Origin of the sequence: Tsukamurella sp. TY48 (assembly GCF_019656655.1) — a bacterium.
GTDB lineage: Bacteria > Actinomycetota > Actinomycetes > Mycobacteriales > Mycobacteriaceae > Tsukamurella > Tsukamurella strandjordii.
Genome location: NZ_BPMV01000001.1, coordinates 505920 through 522001, shown reverse-complemented (window position 1 = coordinate 522001; position 16082 = coordinate 505920). Strand labels below are relative to the sequence as shown.

Below are 16082 nucleotides of genomic sequence, written 5' to 3'. Positions count from 1 at the left end.
CGATACGGTAGCCGCGATGACATCTACGGGCCCGGGCCGGGCCGGGCAGCCGCCCGCGCGCACCGTCGCCGAACTGGGCGAGGAGGGCGTGATCGCGCTCGCCACGGCGCCGATCGGTCCCGATCCCCGGGTGCTCCTCGGCCCCGGTGACGATGCGGCCGTCGTGGCCGCCCCGGACGGCCGAGTGGTGATCTCCTCCGACGCCCTCGTCGAGGGGCGACACTTCCGGTTCGAGTTGACCACGGCGGAGCACGTGGGGCGCCGCGCGATCGCGCAGAACGCGGCCGATATCGCGGCCATGGGCGCGGTGTGCACCGGCTTCACGGTGACGCTGGGCTGCCCGCCCGCGACTCCCGAGCACGTCGTGGCCGGCATCTCGCGGGGGATCGCGCGCGGCGCCCGCGATGCCGGCGGCGCGGTGGCGGGCGGAGACGTGGTGCGCACCGAGCAGGTGCTGCTGGCGATCACCGCGCTGGGCGATCTGCAGGGCCGCGCGCCGGTGCTGCTGTCGGGTGCCCGCGCCGGCGATGTGGTGGCGGTGTGCGGAACCCTGGGGCGATCGGCCGCCGGCCTGGCCGCCCTGGATGCCGGGCGCGCGGACGATTTCCCGGAGATCGTCGAGATCTACCGCTGCCCGGTGCCGCCGCTCGCCGCGGGGCCGGGCGCCGCCGAGGCGGGGGCCACCGCGATGACCGACGTCTCCGACGGGCTGCTCCGGGACGCCCGCGCCCTGGCCGCGGCGAGCGGCGTCCGGATCGAGCTCGACGGTGCCGCCCTGCGCCCGGACCCACTGCTGCTGGCCTGCGCGTCCGCGCTCGGCGCGGACGCCGACCACTGGATTCGCACCGGCGGCGAGGATCACGCCCTGCTGGCGACCTTCCCGCCCGCGACGGTGCCGGACGGGTGGCGCGAGATCGGTACCGTCCGGGACGCCGACGGTGCGTCGGGCACCGTCACCGTCGACGGTGCGGCCGGGCCCGAGCGGGGCGGCTGGAACACCTTCGACAGCGACACCGAGGACGGCGGAGAGGGACTGTGATGACGGCGAGACCACTGGCGGAGACCGTCGAGGCGGGCTGGGCCCGGGCGTTGGAGCCGGTCGCCGGCGACATCGCGGCGATGGGGGAGTTCCTCCGGGCCGAGATCGCCGCGGGCCGCAGCTACCTGCCCGCGGGCGAGAACGTGCTGCGCGCCTTCACCCAGCCCTTCGAAGAGGTGCGGGTGCTCATCGTGGGCCAGGATCCGTACCCCACGCCGGGACACGCTGTGGGCCTGTCTTTCTCGGTCGATCCCGCGGTGCGGCCGGTGCCCCGCAGTCTGCAGAACATCTATCAGGAGTACACGGCCGATCTCGGCCTGCCCGCGCCGGCGAACGGCGATCTCTCGCCGTGGGCGCAGCAGGGTGTGCTGCTGTTGAACAGGGTGCTGACGGTGCGCCCGGGCGAGCCCGCCTCCCATCGGAAGAAGGGATGGGAGAAGGTGACCGAGTGCGCCATCGATGCGCTCGTGGCGCGGGACGCGCCGCTCGTCGCGATCCTGTGGGGCCGTGACGCCGCTTCGCTGGGGCCGCGGCTGGGCGACACCCCGCGGATCGAGTCGGTGCATCCGTCGCCGTTGTCGGCCTCGCGTGGGTTCTTCGGCTCGCGCCCGTTCTCCCGGGCCAACGAGGCGCTCGCCGGACTGGGCGCCGAGCCCGTCGACTGGCGCCTACCGCACCTCGCCGAGGTGCGCTGAAACGAGAAAGAGGGCCCGCGACCGGTTGGTCGCGGGCCCTCTGTCAGTCTTGTCGCGGAATCAGCCGCGGACGACCTTGCCGGCCTTGATGCACGAGGTGCACACGTTCAGGCGCTTGGTCTGACCGGGCGCCACCTGGGCACGCACGGTCTGGATGTTCGGGTTCCACCGGCGATTGGTACGCCGATGCGAGTGCGACACCGACTTACCGAAGCCGGGGCCCTTGTCGCAGACGTCGCAGACGGCAGCCATGTCGTGTACTCCTCGCAATAGATGTATCTGTCGTTCCGCCTCGGTGGTCGGGTCTCGATGGACACGCCCGGACGCGAGGCAACCCTGCAATCATAGACCCATAACGGTCCACGCGACAAACCGCTCCGGCAGCCCTCGGCTGTGGGACGGCCCACTAGGCTGGGAGCCGTGACGGGACCGATGGAGCCGGACGGCCGCGTGGTGGTGGCCTGGCTGCGGCGCGCGGTGCTCGGACTCGAGCGTTCCGTCGACGAGATCAACGCTCTCAACGTCTTCCCCGTGGCTGATGCCGATACCGGTACGAACATGCTGGTCACGCTCCGTGCCGCTGCCCGCGCGGCGGAGGAGGCCGACCGCTCGGAGGGGCCCCATGCGGTGGCCCGTGCCACCGTTGCCGGCGCCGTCTCCGGTGCCCGCGGCAACTCCGGGGTCATCGTCTCGCAGATCATGCGCGGCGTGGTGGGAGAGCTGGGGCCGGAGGCCGATCTCACCGCGGCGGGCCTCGCGGCGGGCCTGCGCACCGCCACCGACCTGGTGACCTCCGCGGTCGCTGCACCCGTCGAGGGCACCATCCTCTCGGTGCTCCGCGGGGCCGCCGACGGTGCGGGAGCCGCCCTCGCCGCCGGTGGCGATCTTCCCGTGTGCGTGCGCGCGTCCGCCGACGCCGCCTTCGACGCCCTGCTGCGCACCCGCGACCAACTCGATGACAACGCCCGGGCCGGTGTGGTGGACGCGGGCGGCCGCGGCCTGCTGGTACTGCTCGACGCCTTGGTCGAGGTGACCGCGGGTGCGCCGCCCGAACGTCCCCGCTTCACCCGGCAGGTGGCACCGCACGTGCAGGTCCAGGTGGAACCCGGGGGCGCCGCCCACGGCCACGATCACGACGATCCGCCGCGCGGCCCGCACGTGGACTACGAGGTGATGTACCTCCTGCCGGAGGCGACCGAGGCGTCCGCGAACCGGCTCCGGGACGAGCTGCAGACCTTCGGTGATTCCGTGGTCGTGGTCGCCGCGTCCGACCCCGATCCGGTGGCCACCTGGTCGGTGCACACGCACACCACCGAGCCCGGACGGGCCATTCAGGCCGGACTCGCGCTGGGCAAGCTCCGCGGCATCGCGGTGAACGTGCTCCAGGAGGCCGGCCACGGCGAGACCCCGCTGCAGGCGCTGCTCGACGCGCCGCGCGCCATCGTCGCCCTGGTCTCGGGTGAGGGGGCGGCCGAGCTCTTCGCCGCCGAGGGGGCCGAGGTGATCCGCTGCGACGAGGGCATCACCCACGCCGCGCTGCTCGCGGCGCTGCACCGGTTCGAGGGCCGCGAGGTGCTGCTCATGCCGAACGGAGCGCTGCCCACCCCGGAGCTGCTGGCCGTGGCCGCCCGCTCCCGGGAATCCGGGGTGCTGGTGACGCTGCTCCCCACCTCGTCGATGGTGCAGGCCATCGCCGCCCTCGCAGTGCACGATCCGCGCGGCCACGCCGCGGACGACACCTTCTCCATGGCCGAGGCCGCCGCCGGCGCGCGCTGCGGCTCCGTGGTCGCGGTCACCGAGGACGCACTGACGATCCTCGGCCCGTGCGGGCCCGGGGACTACCTCGGCATGGTCGGCGGTGAGGTGGTGGTGCTGGAGGAGGATCAGTACTCCGCCGGTGAAGCGCTGGCGGAGCTCTTGCTCGCGACCGGAGGCGATATGGTGACCGTCTTGCTCGGTGACGCCGGCGACGGCGACTTCCCGGACCGGGTGGGCGCGGCGCTGCGGCCCGACCGGCCGGAGGTCGAGGTGGTCGGTTACCGCGGAGGGCAGACCGGCAGCGTGATGGAGATCGGCGTCGAATGAGCCCAGCCGCGGACCTCACACTGCAGACTCCGCTGGTCGATGCGATCGATCCCGAGATCGCCGATCAGATGACCTCCGAACTGGGGCTGATCACCGTCGGTGATCTGCTGCGGCACTTCCCGTTCCGGTACGAGGGCGGCGCCTCGATCGACGAGGGGACGCGGGCCACCGAACCCAAGATCGGCGACGACGTGGTGGTGATCGGCACCGTCACCGCGGTGACACCGCCCCGGGCCCACCACCGCGGCAAGAAGATGTTCAAGGTGCAGGTGGTCAACAAGGTTCGCGCCTACGACGTGACCTTCTTCAACTACCTGCCCAAGCCGATCCAACCCGGCCGGCAGATGCTGCTGATCGGCCGGCTCGGCGAGTTCAATCACAAACTGCAGCTGACCCATCCGGACTGGCTGGTGCTCCCGGACGACGATATGAACTCCGCGCAGGCCCTGGCGGCCAACGAGACCGGCGCCACGAAGGCGGGCTCCAAGCGTCTCAAGCTGGCCAATCTCGCGCTGCTCACCGGTCCGGTGGTGCCGATCTACCACGGCACCAAGAACATGCCCACCTGGCTGATCGCCTCGATCGTCGACGCCGTGCTGGGCCGGCTGGCTCCCGTCCCCGAGTCCTTGCCCGCCGAGTTCCGGACGCTGCACGGGCTCCTCGACCTCGACCAGGCGCTGCGAGTCGCACACTTCCCGAAGCGGCGCACCGAGGCCGACGCCGCCCGGCGGCGCCTGGCCTTCGACGAGGCGGTGGCCATCGAGACCGCGCTCGCCCGGCGGGCGCACGACGTGGGCACGGTGCCCGCACCCTCGCTCGCCGCGCCGGACGGTCCGCTGCAGACCGGTCTGCGGGAGCGGCTTCCGTTCCAGCTCACCGACGGTCAGGAGGAGGTGCTCGCCGAGATCCTCGGTGACCTGTCCCGTGACCATCCGATGACCAGGTTGCTGCAGGGCGAGGTGGGCTCGGGTAAGACGCTCGTGGCGCTGCTGGCGATGCTGGCCGCGGTCGATGCGGGCTACCAGGCCGTGCTGCTCGCGCCCACCGAGGTGCTCGCCACCCAGCACATGCTCTCGATCACGAAGATGCTCGGCGACCTGGGGGAGGCGGGCCAGCTCGGTGCGGCGGAGGCCGCCACCACCGTCACCCTGCTCACCGGTTCGATGAACACCAAGGCCCGCCGGGCGGCGCTGCTGCGCATCGTGACCGGCGAGGCGGGGATCGTGATCGGTACGCACGCGCTGCTGGAGGACACGGTCGACTTCTTCCGGCTCGGCCTCGTGGTGGTCGACGAGCAGCACCGGTTCGGTGTGGAGCAGCGGGACCGGTTGCGACGCAAGGGGCCCGACGATATGACGCCGCACCTGTTGGTGATGACGGCGACGCCGATCCCGCGCACCGTCGCGCTCGCGCAGTTCGGCGACATGTCCACCTCGGTGCTGCGCGAACTGCCCCGTGGCCGGCAGCCGATCCAGACCTCGGTGGTGCCGCAATCGCGTCCCGGTTGGATCGAGCGCGCCTGGGCGCGGGTCGACGAGGAGGTCCGGGCCGGGCGGCAGGTGTACGTGGTGTGCCCGCGGATCGGCGACGATCCGACCGGCGAGCAGGCGAAGTCCTCGTTCACCGATGAGGACTACCAGTTCGAGCAGGTCGCGGCGCCGTCGCGGGGGAAGTCGGCCCGGGCGGAGGTCGCCGAGGAGACTGAGCCGCAGGACGATCAGCCCCGGATGACCTCCGCGATCGACATGTACGCGCAGTTGGTCGGCGGCGAGCTGGCGGAGCACCGGATCGCGCTGCTGCACGGCCGGCTGCCCGCGGAGGAGAAGTCCGAAATCATGGCGGAGTTCGCCGCGGGTGACGTGGACGTCCTGGTGGCCACCACCGTGATCGAGGTGGGTGTCGATGTGGCGAACGCGACCACCATGGTGGTGATGGACGCCGAGCGATTCGGCATCAGCCAGTTGCACCAGCTGCGTGGTCGTGTCGGACGAGGCGGCCTACCCGGGCTGTGCCTCCTGGTCACCGACACCCCGTCGCCCCGCACGATGGAACGGCTGGAGGCGGTTGCGGGCACGGTCGACGGCTTCGCCCTCGCGCAGCTCGACCTCGAACACCGCGGCTTCGGCGACATCCTCGGCGTGGACCAGTCCGGCCTGGCGCGGCGCCTGAGCTTCCTCGATCTGGCCAACGACGGCGACGTTCTGGACGCCGCGCGGGCCCTCGCCTTCGAGGTGATCGATGCCGATCCGGAGCTGGAAGATCATGTGGCGCTGCGCGAGATGAACGCGGTGATCCTCGGCGGCAGCCGCGAGGACTACCTCGACAAGGCCTGACTAGCGCGCGGCGGCGAGGGCGGCGAGTTGCGCGCCCCAGAACTCGACGACCTGCTCGCGGCGCTCGGTGTCATCGGACAGCAGGTCCGCGAGCCCCAATCCGCGCGCCAGATCCAGGGTGGCCTGCACGGCGCGACGGCCCTGCTCGTCGTCGCGATCGAAGCCCAGCAGTGTCATCGCGAGCCCGAAGACCTCACGGGAGTGCCGATTCTCGAAGGGCAGCATGCGCTCCCGCAGCGCATCGTCGCTCGCGGCCGCCGTCCACACGTGGAGCGCCGCCTTGAACAGATCGTCGGTGTAGTACTCGACGATCAGCCGCGCCACCGCGTAGGGGCGCTCCGGGCCGTCGGGGACCGCGGCGCCGGCCTGCCGGGCGTGCTCGATCCGCTGCTCGCCCATGTACTCCAGCGCGGCGGTGATGAGGTCCTCGCGGGTGGGGAAGTGGTGCTGGGCGGCCCCGCGGGAGACCCCCGCCTGCCGCGCGACACTGCCGACGGTGGTCGCCCCCCAGCCGCGGGCGGCCAGGGAGGCGATCGTCGTCTCCAGCAACCGCTGCCGGGTCTCCCGGCTGCGGGACTGCTGCGGCGCCCGGATGGGCGGTCGGAGGGCACTCATTCGGGCCAGCTTAGTGCGCGGCCACGGGCTCGGCCCAGCTCGGCGCGCGTTTCTGCAGGAATGCGGTGATCCCCTCCACCGACTCCGGTGAACCGAACAGCCGGGCCGACTGGTCGGCAAGCGCCTCGGCGCGGGTGTCGAACGAGGCGAGCACGTCGTGCCACAGGATCTGCTTCGTCTCGCGCAGGCCCTGCGGGCTGCACAGCCGCAGCTCCGCGAGCTGCGCCGCCACCGCGGCTTCGGGATCGTCGACGGCAGCGGTGATCAATCCGTGGCCCGCCGCCTCGGCCGCGTCGAACTTCCTACCGGTCAGCAGGAGTGACGAGGCCACGCGCGAGGGCAGGTGCGGCAGCAGCACGAGCGAGACCATCGCCGGTGCCACGCCGATCCGGGTCTCGGTGACGGCGAAGGTCGACTCCGGTCCGGCGAAGACGAAATCGCAGGAACCGATGAGGCCGAAGCCGCCGGCCCGGACGTGGCCGTTCACCTGTGCGATCACCGGCTTGGGGGATTCGATGACGCCCCGCATCGCCTCGATCATCGCGAGCGTGCGCGACTTCGGGTCCGCTCCCGCACCGTCCGCCGCCGCTTCCTTGAGATCGGCACCGGCACAGAAGGTGCCGCCGGTGTGGGTGATCACCACGGCGCGGACGGTGTCGTCGATCCCCGCGCGATCGATCCCGGCCCGCAGGTCGGTCAGTAGCCGCTGTGAGATCGCGTTGCGGTTGTGCGGGCTGTCGATCGTGAGGTGGGCGGCACCGTCGCGGGCCTCGTACCGCACCAGGGGCGCGCCCTCGGATCGCTCGGTCACGATGCCTCCTAGTAGCTCTTGGGCAGGCCGAGCGTGTGCTCGGAGATGAAGTTGAGCACCATCTCCCGGCTCACCGGGGCGATGCGGAACAGGCGCGAGGCCACCAGCATCTGGGCCAGCCCGTACTCGGTGGTGAGCCCGTTGCCGCCGAGCGTGTGGATCGCCCGGTCGACCGACTTCGCGCCGGCCTCGCCGCCGGCGAACTTCGCCATGTTCGCAGCCTCGGCCGCGGCGAACTCCTGGCCGGCGTCGTACAGCGTGGCGGCCTTCTGCAGCATCAGCTTCGCCAGCTCGGTCTCCACCTTGAGCTCGGCGAGGGGATGGGCGATCGCCTGGTGCGCACCGATCGGGACCTTGAAGACGGTGCGGCCCTTGGCGTAGTCGACGGCCCGGTCCAGGGCGAACCGCGCCGAGCCGACGGATCCGGCGGCGGCCATGATCCGCTCCGGGTTCAGGCCGGCGAAGAGCTGCGCGATGGCGGCGTCGGGCTCGCCGACGAGGGCGTCGGAGGGGAGCCGCACATCGTCGAAGAACAACGTCCACTGCGACTCGGGAAGCCCCACCTCCATGGGGATCTTGGTCTTCTGCAGGCCCGGTGAATCGGTGGGCATCAGGAACAGCGCGGGGCGCAGCTTGCCCGATTTGGCGTCCTCGGTGCGCGAGACCACCAGGATCACGTCGGCCAGCTCGATACCGGAGATGAAGGTCTTCTGCCCCGAGATGATCCAGTCGTCGCCGTCCCGGCGCGCGGTGGTGGTGATCCGGTGGCTGTTGGAGCCGGCGTCGGGTTCGGTGATGGCGAACGCGGCGATGGTCTTGCCGGACGCGATCCCGGGAAGCCAGCGCTGCTTCTGCTCGTCGGAGCCGAACTTGGAGATGATGGTGCCGTTGATCGCCGGCGAGACCACCAACATCAGCAGCGACGAGCCGACCGCGGCCAGCTCCTCGCCGACGATGCCCAGTTCGTACATCCCGGCTCCGCCGCCGCCGTACTGCTCGGCGATGTTCACGCCGATCAGGCCGAGGTCGCCCGCGGCCTTCCACAGTTCGGTGGGGCCCTCGCCCGAGGCGATCTTCTCGCGCATGTACTCGGGCCCGAACTTCTTGCCGAGCTCGGACACGGTCCGGCGGAGGGCGATGCGCTCCTCCGACTCGATGACGTCCATCGATACGGTCATGGCTACTCCTGCTCCTCCAGCACGGCGACCACTGCGCCGGCGTCGATGTTCTGGCCCACCTCGACCGCGATCGTGGTGAGGACTCCTTCTGCGGGGGCGCTGATGGCGTGTTCCATCTTCATGGCCTCCATCCACAGCACCGGCTGCCCGGCGGTCACGGTGTCGCCCACCGCCGCGCCGATGCGGGTGATCACGCCGGGCATCGGCGCCAGCAGCGATCCCGCCGCCGCGGCCGCCTCACCCGAGGGCAGCGGGTCGATCAGGGCGAGCGTGGCACCGCCACGGGCGGAATCGATCTCGACCACGGTCCTATCGCCGGGGTAGGCGGTCACCACGACGGTGCGCCGTACACCGTCGCGTTCCACGGCCACCGTGGCCGTGGAACCGTCGTCGCTCACGGTCGCGACGGCGCCGGAGTCGGCGGTGAACCGCTTCTCGGCGGCGTCCTCGAACTCGGGGACCAGCGTGCGGGCACCCACGTTGCGCCAGCCGGGCGCCACGTGCGGCAGCGGGCTCGCGGCCGCGGCCCGGCGATCGAGCACGGCTCCGGCGGCGTCCGCCGCCACCGCGAGATCGTCGTCGTCGAGCAGGGGCGCAGCGAGCCGATCGAGGCGGTCACCGGTGAGGAAGTCGGTGGCGAAATCGCCCGCCTTGAAGTCGGCGTCGGCCAGGATGCGCACCAGCAGATCGCGGTTGGTGGTGAGGCCGTGGATCGTGGCCTTGCGCAGCGCCGCCTCGGTGATGGCGAGCGCCTGCGCCCGGGTGGGGGCGTAGCCGATCACCTTGGCGAGCATCGGATCGTAGAACACCTCGACCACGCTGTCGGTGGGCCACAGCGCGCTGTCGAGCCGGATGCCCGGGCGATCCGGGCCGGCGAACTCGCTGACCACACCGGGGACCTCGAACTTGCGGACGGTGCCGGCGGCGGGCCGCCAATCGTTCGCGGGATCCTCGGCGTACAGCCGGGCCTCGATGGCCCAGCCACGCGTCGCGGGAGGCTCCGGCGAGGGCAGCGGCAGCCCCGCCGCCACGTCGAACTGCAGCCCCACCAGGTCGAGGCCGGTGGTGGCCTCGGTGACCGGGTGCTCCACCTGGAGTCGGGTGTTCACCTCCAGGAAGAAGAACTCGCCCGCGTCGGTGGCGAGGAACTCCACGGTGCCGGCGCCGGTGTAGCCGATGGCCTTGGCCGCGTTGGCGGCCGCCTCGTACAGGGCGGTGCGCATGGCCGGATGCCGCTCCACGAGCGGCGACGGTGCCTCCTCCAGGACCTTCTGGTGCCGGCGCTGGATGGAGCACTCGCGCTCGCCCACGGCCCACACGGTGCCCTGGGAGTCGGCCATCACCTGGACCTCGATGTGCCGTCCGCGTTCGAGGTAGCGCTCGCAGAAGACGGTGCCGTCACCGAATGCGGACTTCGCCTCGCGCTCGGCGGCGTCCAGGTTGTCCTGGAGCTCGGCGCGGGTGCGGACCACGCGCATGCCGCGGCCGCCGCCGCCCGCGGAGGCCTTCACCAGCACGGGGAAGTCGCTGTCGGAGACCTGGTCCGGGGTGAGGTTGGTGAGCATCGGGACGCCGGCCTCGGCGAGGCGCGCCTTCGCGGCGACCTTCGAGCCCATCGCGGTGATGGCCTCGGGGGACGGCCCGATCCAGACGATGCCGGCGGCCTGCACGGCGGCGGCGAAATCGGCGTTCTCGGAGAGGAAGCCGTAGCCGGGGTGGATGGCCTGGGCGCCGGTGGCCTTGGCTGCGGCGATGATCTTCTCGCCCTGCAGATAGGTGTCGGCGGGGCTCTCGCCGGGCAGCCGCACCGCGTCGTCGGCCTCGGCGACGTGCGGGGCGTTCGCGTCGGGGTCGGAGAACACCGCCACGGCGCGCAGGCCGCGGGCGTGGGCCGCGGCGATCACGCGCCGGGCGATCTCGCCGCGGTTCGCGACGAGGACGGAATCGAAGGGGGTCGATGCAGAGTCGGTCACGTCTGTTCCTTACATCCGGAAGACGCCGAAGGCGTCGGTGCCGTGGACGGGGCCGTTGTGGATGGCCGAGAGGGCCATGCCGAGCACGGTGCGGGTGTCGCGCGGGTCGATGATGCCGTCGTCGTAGAGCATTCCCGACATGAAGGCGGGCAGTGACTCCTTGTCGATCTGCGTCTCGATGGCGGTGCGCATGCCGTCGACGAAGGCGGGGTCCATCGCCTGGCCGCGGGAGGCGGCGGAGGCGGCGGCCACCTCGGTGACCACATCGGCGAGCTGCTTGGCGCCCATCACCGCCGACCGCGCGCTGGGCCAGGTGAACACGAACCGCGGGTCGAAGGCGCGGCCCGCCATGCCGTAGTGGCCGGCGCCGTACGAGGCGCCCGCGATCAGCGAGAGGTGCGGCACCTCGGAGTTGGAGACGGCGTTGATCATCATCGAGCCGTGTTTGATCATGCCGCCGCGCTCGTACTCCGCGCCCACCATGTAGCCGGTGGTGTTGTGGATGAACAGCAACGGCGTGTTGTAACGGTTGGCCAACTGGATGAACTGCGTGGCCTTCTGCGCCTCCTCGGAGAACAGCACGCCGCGGGCGTTGGCGAGGATGCCGATGGGGTAGCCGTGCAGGTTCGCCCAGCCGGTGGTCAGCGAGCCGCCGTAGAGCGGCTTGAACTCGTCGTAGTCCGAATCGTCCACGATGTGCGCGATGATCTCGCGGGGATCGAAGGGGATCTTCAGATCGTCGGGCACGATGTCGAGCAGGCCCTCGGCGTCGTACCGCGGGGGCAGGACGGTGGCTGCCGGCACCGGCCCCTGCTTGCGCCAGTTCAGTCGTTTGACGATGGAGCGCGCGATCCGCGCGGCGTCCAGCTCGTCGTTCGCAAGGTAGTCGCCGAGACCGGAGGTGCGCGAGTGCATCTCGGCGCCGCCGAGAGTCTCGTCGTCGGAGATCTCGCCGGTCGCGGCCTTGACCAGGGGAGGTCCGGCGAGGAAGACCTTGGAGCGCTCCTTGATCATCACCACGTGATCACTCATGCCGGGGATGTAGGCGCCGCCCGCGGTCGAGTTTCCGTACACCACGGAGATGGTGGGGATTCCGGCCTTCGACAGCTGCGTGAGGTTGCGGAACATCGCGCCGCCGGGGACGAAGACCTCCTTCTGCGTGGGGAGGTCGGCGCCGCCGGATTCCACCAGGGAGAGCACCGGAAGCCGGTTCTCCCGAGCGATGTCGTTGAGGCGCAGCGATTTGCGCAGCGTCCACGGGTTCGAGGTGCCGCCCTTGACGGTGGGGTCGTTCGCCACCACCATCACCTCGACGCCCTCCACGACACCGATGCCGCCGACGAGGGAGGCACCCACCTGGAAGTCACTGCCCCAGGCTGCCAGCGGCATCAGTTCCAGAAACGGGGATGCGGGGTCGAGCACGCTGTCGATCCGCTCCCGCGCGGTCAGCTTGCCGCGTCCCCGATGCCGCGCCACGTACTTCTCGCCGCCGCCGGCGAGGGCCTTGTCGAACTCGGCGGTGAGATCGCCGAGCTTGCCGATCATCGCCTCGCGGTACGCGGGCGCGTCGGGTGAGGGGGTGCTGCGGAGCACCGTCATGGTCGTGTTCCTTTGCCTTCGTGGGTTCCGGAGTGGGGGATCACTTGTAGCCGAGGCGATTGGCCGCGAGCGTGGTGAGGATCTGGTTGGTGCCGCCGCCGATGCCGAGGATGCGCACATCACGGTAGTGCCGCGATACCTCGTACTCGGACATGTACCCGTGGCCACCGAACAGTTGGACCGCCTCGTTCGCGACCCATTCGGCGCATTCGACCGCGGTGTTCTTCGCGAAGCAGGCCTGCGGCACCAGCTCGGCCGCGGCCGCGGGACCGCCGGTCTCGAGGGCGACGGTGTACTGGTCGGCCACGTGCCGGCTGTACACGCGGGCGACCTCGATCCTGCGCCGCATCTCGGTCACGGTGTTCTGCACGGCCTGACGTTTGATCAGGGGCTGGCCGAAGGTCTCCCGCTGGCGCACCCAGTCGAGCGTCAGGTCCAGGCAGCGCTGCGCATGCGAGTACCCCTGCACGGCGAGGGCCAGGCGCTCGGTGACGAAGGCGGCGCCGATCAGCAGGAAGCCGCTGCCCTCCGGGCCGATCAGGTTCTCCGCCGGAACGCGGACGTCGGTGAACGAGAGTTCGGCGGTGTCGGAGGCGTGCCAGCCCATCTTCTTCAGCGGTGCGCTCACCTCGAAGCCCGGCAGCCCCTTGGGGATCACCAGCAGGCTGATGCCGGAGGCGCCCTCGCCTCCGGTGCGGACCGCCGTGACCACCCAATCGGCGCGGATGCCGGAGGTGATGAAGGTCTTGGCGCCGTTGACGATGTAGCTGTCGCCGTCCTTGCGCGCGGTGGTCTTCAAGTGCCCGACATCCGAGCCGCCGCTGGGTTCGGTGATGCCCAGCGAGCTGATCTTCTCGCCCGCGAGCACCGGTGCGACCCACTGCGCCTTCTGCTCATCGGTGCCCGCGAGGATGATGTGCGGCACCGAGATCCCGCAGGTGAACAGGGATGCGAACAGGCCGCCGGAGCCGCCCGCCTCGTGCATCGCCTCGCACACCACGAGCGCGTCGCGGGGATCGCCGCCCCCGCCGCCCACCGATTCGGGGAAGGAGACGCCGAGCAGGCCGAGGTCGCCCGCCTTGCGGTGCAGATCGCGGGGGAGCAGGCCCTCGGCCTCCCACTGATCGAGATGCGGCAGGATCTCCCGCTCGGTGAAGGCGACCACGGTCTCGTGCAGCGCGCGGCGCTCCTCGGTGTCCCAGGCGGTGATGGTCATGCGTTCTCCTCGGGCTGGGCGGGCAGCAGTGCGGTGGGCAGGTCGACGGTGCGGGCGCGCAGCCATTCGCCCAGGCCCTTCGCCTGCGGATCGAAACGGTAGCCGTGCGCGACGCCCTTGCCCAGGAGGTCCTCGATGACGAAGTTCACCGCACGCAGGTTCGGCAGTTCGTACCGGCGAACGGGGAGGTTCGCGGTCTCCGGGAGCAGTGCGCGCAGCAGGGCCTCGGTGAGGTTCGTGCGGAGCCAGGCGTAGGCCTCATCGGTCTCCGCCCACACGCCGATGTTGGCGCTGCCGCCCTTATCGCCGCTGCGCGCGCCGAACAGGGCGCCCAACGGCACGGAGGCGGTCGCGCCCTGCGCGGGCGCCGGCGTACCCGGCTGTGAGGGATCGGCCGGAAGTTCCTGCGTCACCGTCGGGGGCGCGATGTCGACGACGGTGCCGTCCGGGCGGTGCGCGCGGTGCGGCACGTCGGCGTTGGGCACGTACACGGCCTGGTAGACGCCGTAGGGCCCGCCCTTGCCGGGGGGTGCCATCGGCGAGGCGCCGGGGTAGGTGGCGAGTGCGAGTTCCACGGCGGCGGAACTGAAGGCGCGGCCCACCCGGTTCGGGTCCGAATCCCAGGCGACGGCGGTCAGGGTCGCCGATGCGGCGGCCTCGGTATCGGCATTGGGATGGTCGGTGCGGGCCAGCCGGAACTGCAGGTCCGACGGTGCCGGATCCAGCGCGGCCCGCAGCTGGGCCTCCAGGAGGGCGGCCTTGCGCTCGATGTCGAGGCCGGTGAGCAGGAAGGCGATCTCGTTGCGGAACCCGCCGAGTGTGGTGGTGGCCACCTTGGTGGTGGTGGGCGGCGCCTCGCCGCGCACGCCCGTCACCGCCACGCGATCGTCGCCGTCCTGGGCGAGCGACATCGAGTCGAGCCGCAGGGTGACATCGGGATTGGCGTACCGCTGCCCCGTGACCTCGTAGAGCAACTGCGCGGTGACGGTCCCCACCTCGACCACGCCGCCGGTGCCCGGTTGCTTGGTGATGACGAAGGAACCGTCGGCCGCGATCTCGGCGATGGGGAAGCCCGGGTGCAGCAGCTTCTCGATCGGATGCCGGTCGAAGAAGGCGTAGTTGCCGCCGGTGGCCTGGGTGCCGCATTCGATGATGTGCCCGGCGGCGACGGCGCCGGCGAGCGCGTCGAAGTCGGTGCGCTGCCAGCCGAACTCGGCGATGGCCGGGCCGAGGATCACCGAGGCGTCCGTGACGCGGCCGGTGATCACGATGTCGGCTCCGGCGGTGAGGCAGTCGGCGATGCCGAACGCGCCGAGGTAGGCGTTGGCGGTCACGGCGTTCGGGACGCCCAGATCGCCTGCCCGCGCGAGCAGATCGTCACCGTCGACCCAGCCCACCCGGAGGCTCCGGCCCCGGCCGTCGGTGTTCTCGATCTCCTTCTGCACCGCGGCCGCGAGGCCCTGCGGGTTGAGGCCGCCCGCATTGACGACCACCTTGGTGCCGCGGTCCGCGAGGGTGTTCAGGTGCGGGGTGAGGTGGCGCAGGAAGGTCTTCGCGTAGCCGAGGTCGGCGTCCCGGAGCCGGTCGCGGCCCAGGATCAACATGGTGAGCTCGGCCAGGTAGTCGCCGGTGATGTAGTCCACCCGCGGCCCGTCGAGGATCTCGCCGAGGGCGGCCGCGCGATCACCGTAGAAGCCGGATATGTTCGCGATGCGGATGCTGCGGTTCTCGGTCACTTCGACGATTCCTCCTGCGGCGCACGGCCGCTGCCGGGTGCGCCGGCGAAACATTGTGCGATGGTCAGCCAGTGGGTGGCATCGTCGCCGGTGGCCACGAGGTCGGTGTCGGCCACGTTCACACGCTGGGTGGCGAGGCGGCAGAAGTCGACGAGCGAGCCGGTCACGCGCTGGGTGGCGTCGCCCGGGCCGAAGGAGATCACCTCGCCGTCGGGCGCGGTGAGCACCACGTCGAAGGGCTCGGCGGGCGGTGTCTCGCCGTTCACCGTGTAGGCGAAATCGCGGGTCTTGTAGGCGATCTTGGCCACATGCGGCAGGGCGGCCGGAACGTCGAAGGCGATGCCCGCCGCGTCGGCGATGTCGAGGCCGTGCGCCCAGGTCTCCATGAGTCGGGCGTTCGCCATGGTGGCCGGCCGCATCGGCGGGCCGAACCAGGGGAGCGGGGTGCCGGGATCGGCGGCGCGCAGCGCCTGGGCGAGGGCGACCCTGCTCCGGTCCCAGCGGGCGCGCAGGTCCGGATCGGCGGCCAGCTCCTCGGCGCCGGCGTCGACGAATCCCATCGGGTCCTGCATCGCCTCCTGCAGGATTGCGGTGAAGCCGTCGGGATCGGTCGCGGCGACGAGGGAAACCTCGTCGGTCCACGCCAGGTGGGCGACCTGATGGGCCACCGTCCAGCCCTGCGCGGGGGTGGGCAACGACCAGTCCGGGAGCGAGTCCGCGATCTCGGCGACCGCGTTCGAGGTGGCTTCGAGCGCGTCGAAGACGGGGGCTGAGGTGGGCACGGCCCCACTCTGGCATTCGG

Annotated in this window: 13 protein-coding genes; 4 read left to right on the top strand and 9 right to left on the bottom strand. The window is 71.4% G+C overall.

The features are described 5' to 3' along the window. Nucleotides 1-16: 16 nt before the first annotated feature. Nucleotides 17-1039 (top strand): thiamine-phosphate kinase, encoded by a 1023-nt coding sequence (locus TTY48_RS02540; protein WP_220656014.1) that lies wholly within the window; start codon nt 17-19, stop codon nt 1037-1039. Continuing rightward, nucleotides 1039-1734: a uracil-DNA glycosylase gene (locus tag TTY48_RS02535; RefSeq protein ID WP_220656013.1), complete on the top strand. Its 696-nt coding sequence runs from the start codon at nt 1039-1041 to the stop codon at nt 1732-1734. The genes TTY48_RS02540 and TTY48_RS02535 overlap by 1 nt, the downstream gene beginning before the upstream one ends. Nucleotides 1735-1794: 60 nt before the next feature. On the opposite strand, the gene rpmB is transcribed toward TTY48_RS02535, so the two are convergent. Next, nucleotides 1795-1986, bottom strand: coding sequence for a 50S ribosomal protein L28 (rpmB, locus tag TTY48_RS02530; RefSeq protein WP_013127447.1), 192 nt, complete (start codon nt 1984-1986; stop codon nt 1795-1797). A gap of 168 nt (nt 1987-2154) precedes the next feature. Between rpmB and TTY48_RS02525 the strand changes: the two genes are divergently transcribed. Then, on the top strand, nt 2155-3819 hold the full coding sequence (locus TTY48_RS02525; protein ID WP_220656012.1) for a DAK2 domain-containing protein: 1665 nt from the start codon (nt 2155-2157) through the stop codon (nt 3817-3819). After that, the gene (locus tag TTY48_RS02520; RefSeq protein WP_220656011.1) at nt 3816-6152 is read left to right on the top strand and encodes an ATP-dependent DNA helicase RecG; all 2337 of its coding nucleotides are present in this window, start codon (nt 3816-3818) and stop codon (nt 6150-6152) included. The genes TTY48_RS02525 and TTY48_RS02520 overlap by 4 nt, the downstream gene beginning before the upstream one ends. Here the strand turns inward: TTY48_RS02520 and TTY48_RS02515 are convergent, their stop codons facing one another. From TTY48_RS02515 to TTY48_RS02480, 8 genes are read right to left on the bottom strand one after another with little or no spacing between them, the layout of a single operon-like run. Then, entirely contained in the window at nt 6153-6767 is a 615-nt protein-coding gene (locus TTY48_RS02515) for a TetR/AcrR family transcriptional regulator (RefSeq protein ID WP_220656010.1), read from the bottom strand. Nucleotides 6768-6777: 10 nt separating this feature from the next. Continuing rightward, a complete protein-coding gene (locus tag TTY48_RS02510; RefSeq protein ID WP_220656009.1) occupies nt 6778-7578 on the bottom strand; it encodes an enoyl-CoA hydratase family protein in 801 nt (266 codons plus the stop codon). A gap of 8 nt (nt 7579-7586) precedes the next feature. Further along, nucleotides 7587-8744 carry an acyl-CoA dehydrogenase family protein gene (locus TTY48_RS02505; RefSeq protein ID WP_220658417.1) on the bottom strand — a complete coding sequence of 386 codons (1158 nt, stop codon included), beginning with the start codon at nt 8742-8744 and terminating at the stop codon, nt 7587-7589. A gap of 14 nt (nt 8745-8758) precedes the next feature. After that, nucleotides 8759-10729 carry a biotin carboxylase N-terminal domain-containing protein gene (locus tag TTY48_RS02500; RefSeq protein WP_220656008.1) on the bottom strand — a complete coding sequence of 657 codons (1971 nt, stop codon included), beginning with the start codon at nt 10727-10729 and terminating at the stop codon, nt 8759-8761. 9 nt (nt 10730-10738) lie between these two features. Then, entirely contained in the window at nt 10739-12328 is a 1590-nt protein-coding gene (locus TTY48_RS02495) for an acyl-CoA carboxylase subunit beta (RefSeq protein WP_220656007.1), read from the bottom strand. A 40-nt stretch (nt 12329-12368) separates the two neighbouring features. Beyond that, on the bottom strand, nt 12369-13544 hold the full coding sequence (locus tag TTY48_RS02490) for an acyl-CoA dehydrogenase family protein (RefSeq protein WP_220656006.1): 1176 nt from the start codon (nt 13542-13544) through the stop codon (nt 12369-12371). Then, complete coding sequence (locus tag TTY48_RS02485; RefSeq protein ID WP_255585472.1) at nt 13541-15280, bottom strand: acyclic terpene utilization AtuA family protein; 1740 nt, start codon at nt 15278-15280, stop codon at nt 13541-13543. The genes TTY48_RS02490 and TTY48_RS02485 overlap by 4 nt, the downstream gene beginning before the upstream one ends. After that, a complete protein-coding gene (locus tag TTY48_RS02480; protein WP_220656004.1) occupies nt 15277-16062 on the bottom strand; it encodes a TIGR03084 family metal-binding protein in 786 nt (261 codons plus the stop codon). Before TTY48_RS02480 ends, TTY48_RS02485 begins: the two co-directional genes overlap by 4 nt. Nucleotides 16063-16082: the final 20 nt, after the last annotated feature.

What these genes read in the sequence shown, in the direction of transcription:
- TTY48_RS02540 (WP_220656014.1), top strand. Translation starts at nt 17, where the DNA reads ATGACATCTACGGGCCCGGGCCGGGCCGGGCAGCCGCCCGCGCGCACC.
- TTY48_RS02535 (WP_220656013.1), top strand. Translation starts at nt 1,039, where the DNA reads ATGACGGCGAGACCACTGGCGGAGACCGTCGAGGCGGGCTGGGCCCGG.
- rpmB (WP_013127447.1), bottom strand. Translation starts at nt 1,986, where the DNA reads ATGGCTGCCGTCTGCGACGTCTGCGACAAGGGCCCCGGCTTCGGTAAG.
- TTY48_RS02520 (WP_220656011.1), top strand. Translation starts at nt 3,816, where the DNA reads ATGAGCCCAGCCGCGGACCTCACACTGCAGACTCCGCTGGTCGATGCG.
- TTY48_RS02515 (WP_220656010.1), bottom strand. Translation starts at nt 6,767, where the DNA reads ATGAGTGCCCTCCGACCGCCCATCCGGGCGCCGCAGCAGTCCCGCAGC.
- TTY48_RS02505 (WP_220658417.1), bottom strand. Translation starts at nt 8,744, where the DNA reads ATGGACGTCATCGAGTCGGAGGAGCGCATCGCCCTCCGCCGGACCGTG.
- TTY48_RS02495 (WP_220656007.1), bottom strand. Translation starts at nt 12,328, where the DNA reads ATGACGGTGCTCCGCAGCACCCCCTCACCCGACGCGCCCGCGTACCGC.
- TTY48_RS02490 (WP_220656006.1), bottom strand. Translation starts at nt 13,544, where the DNA reads ATGACCATCACCGCCTGGGACACCGAGGAGCGCCGCGCGCTGCACGAG.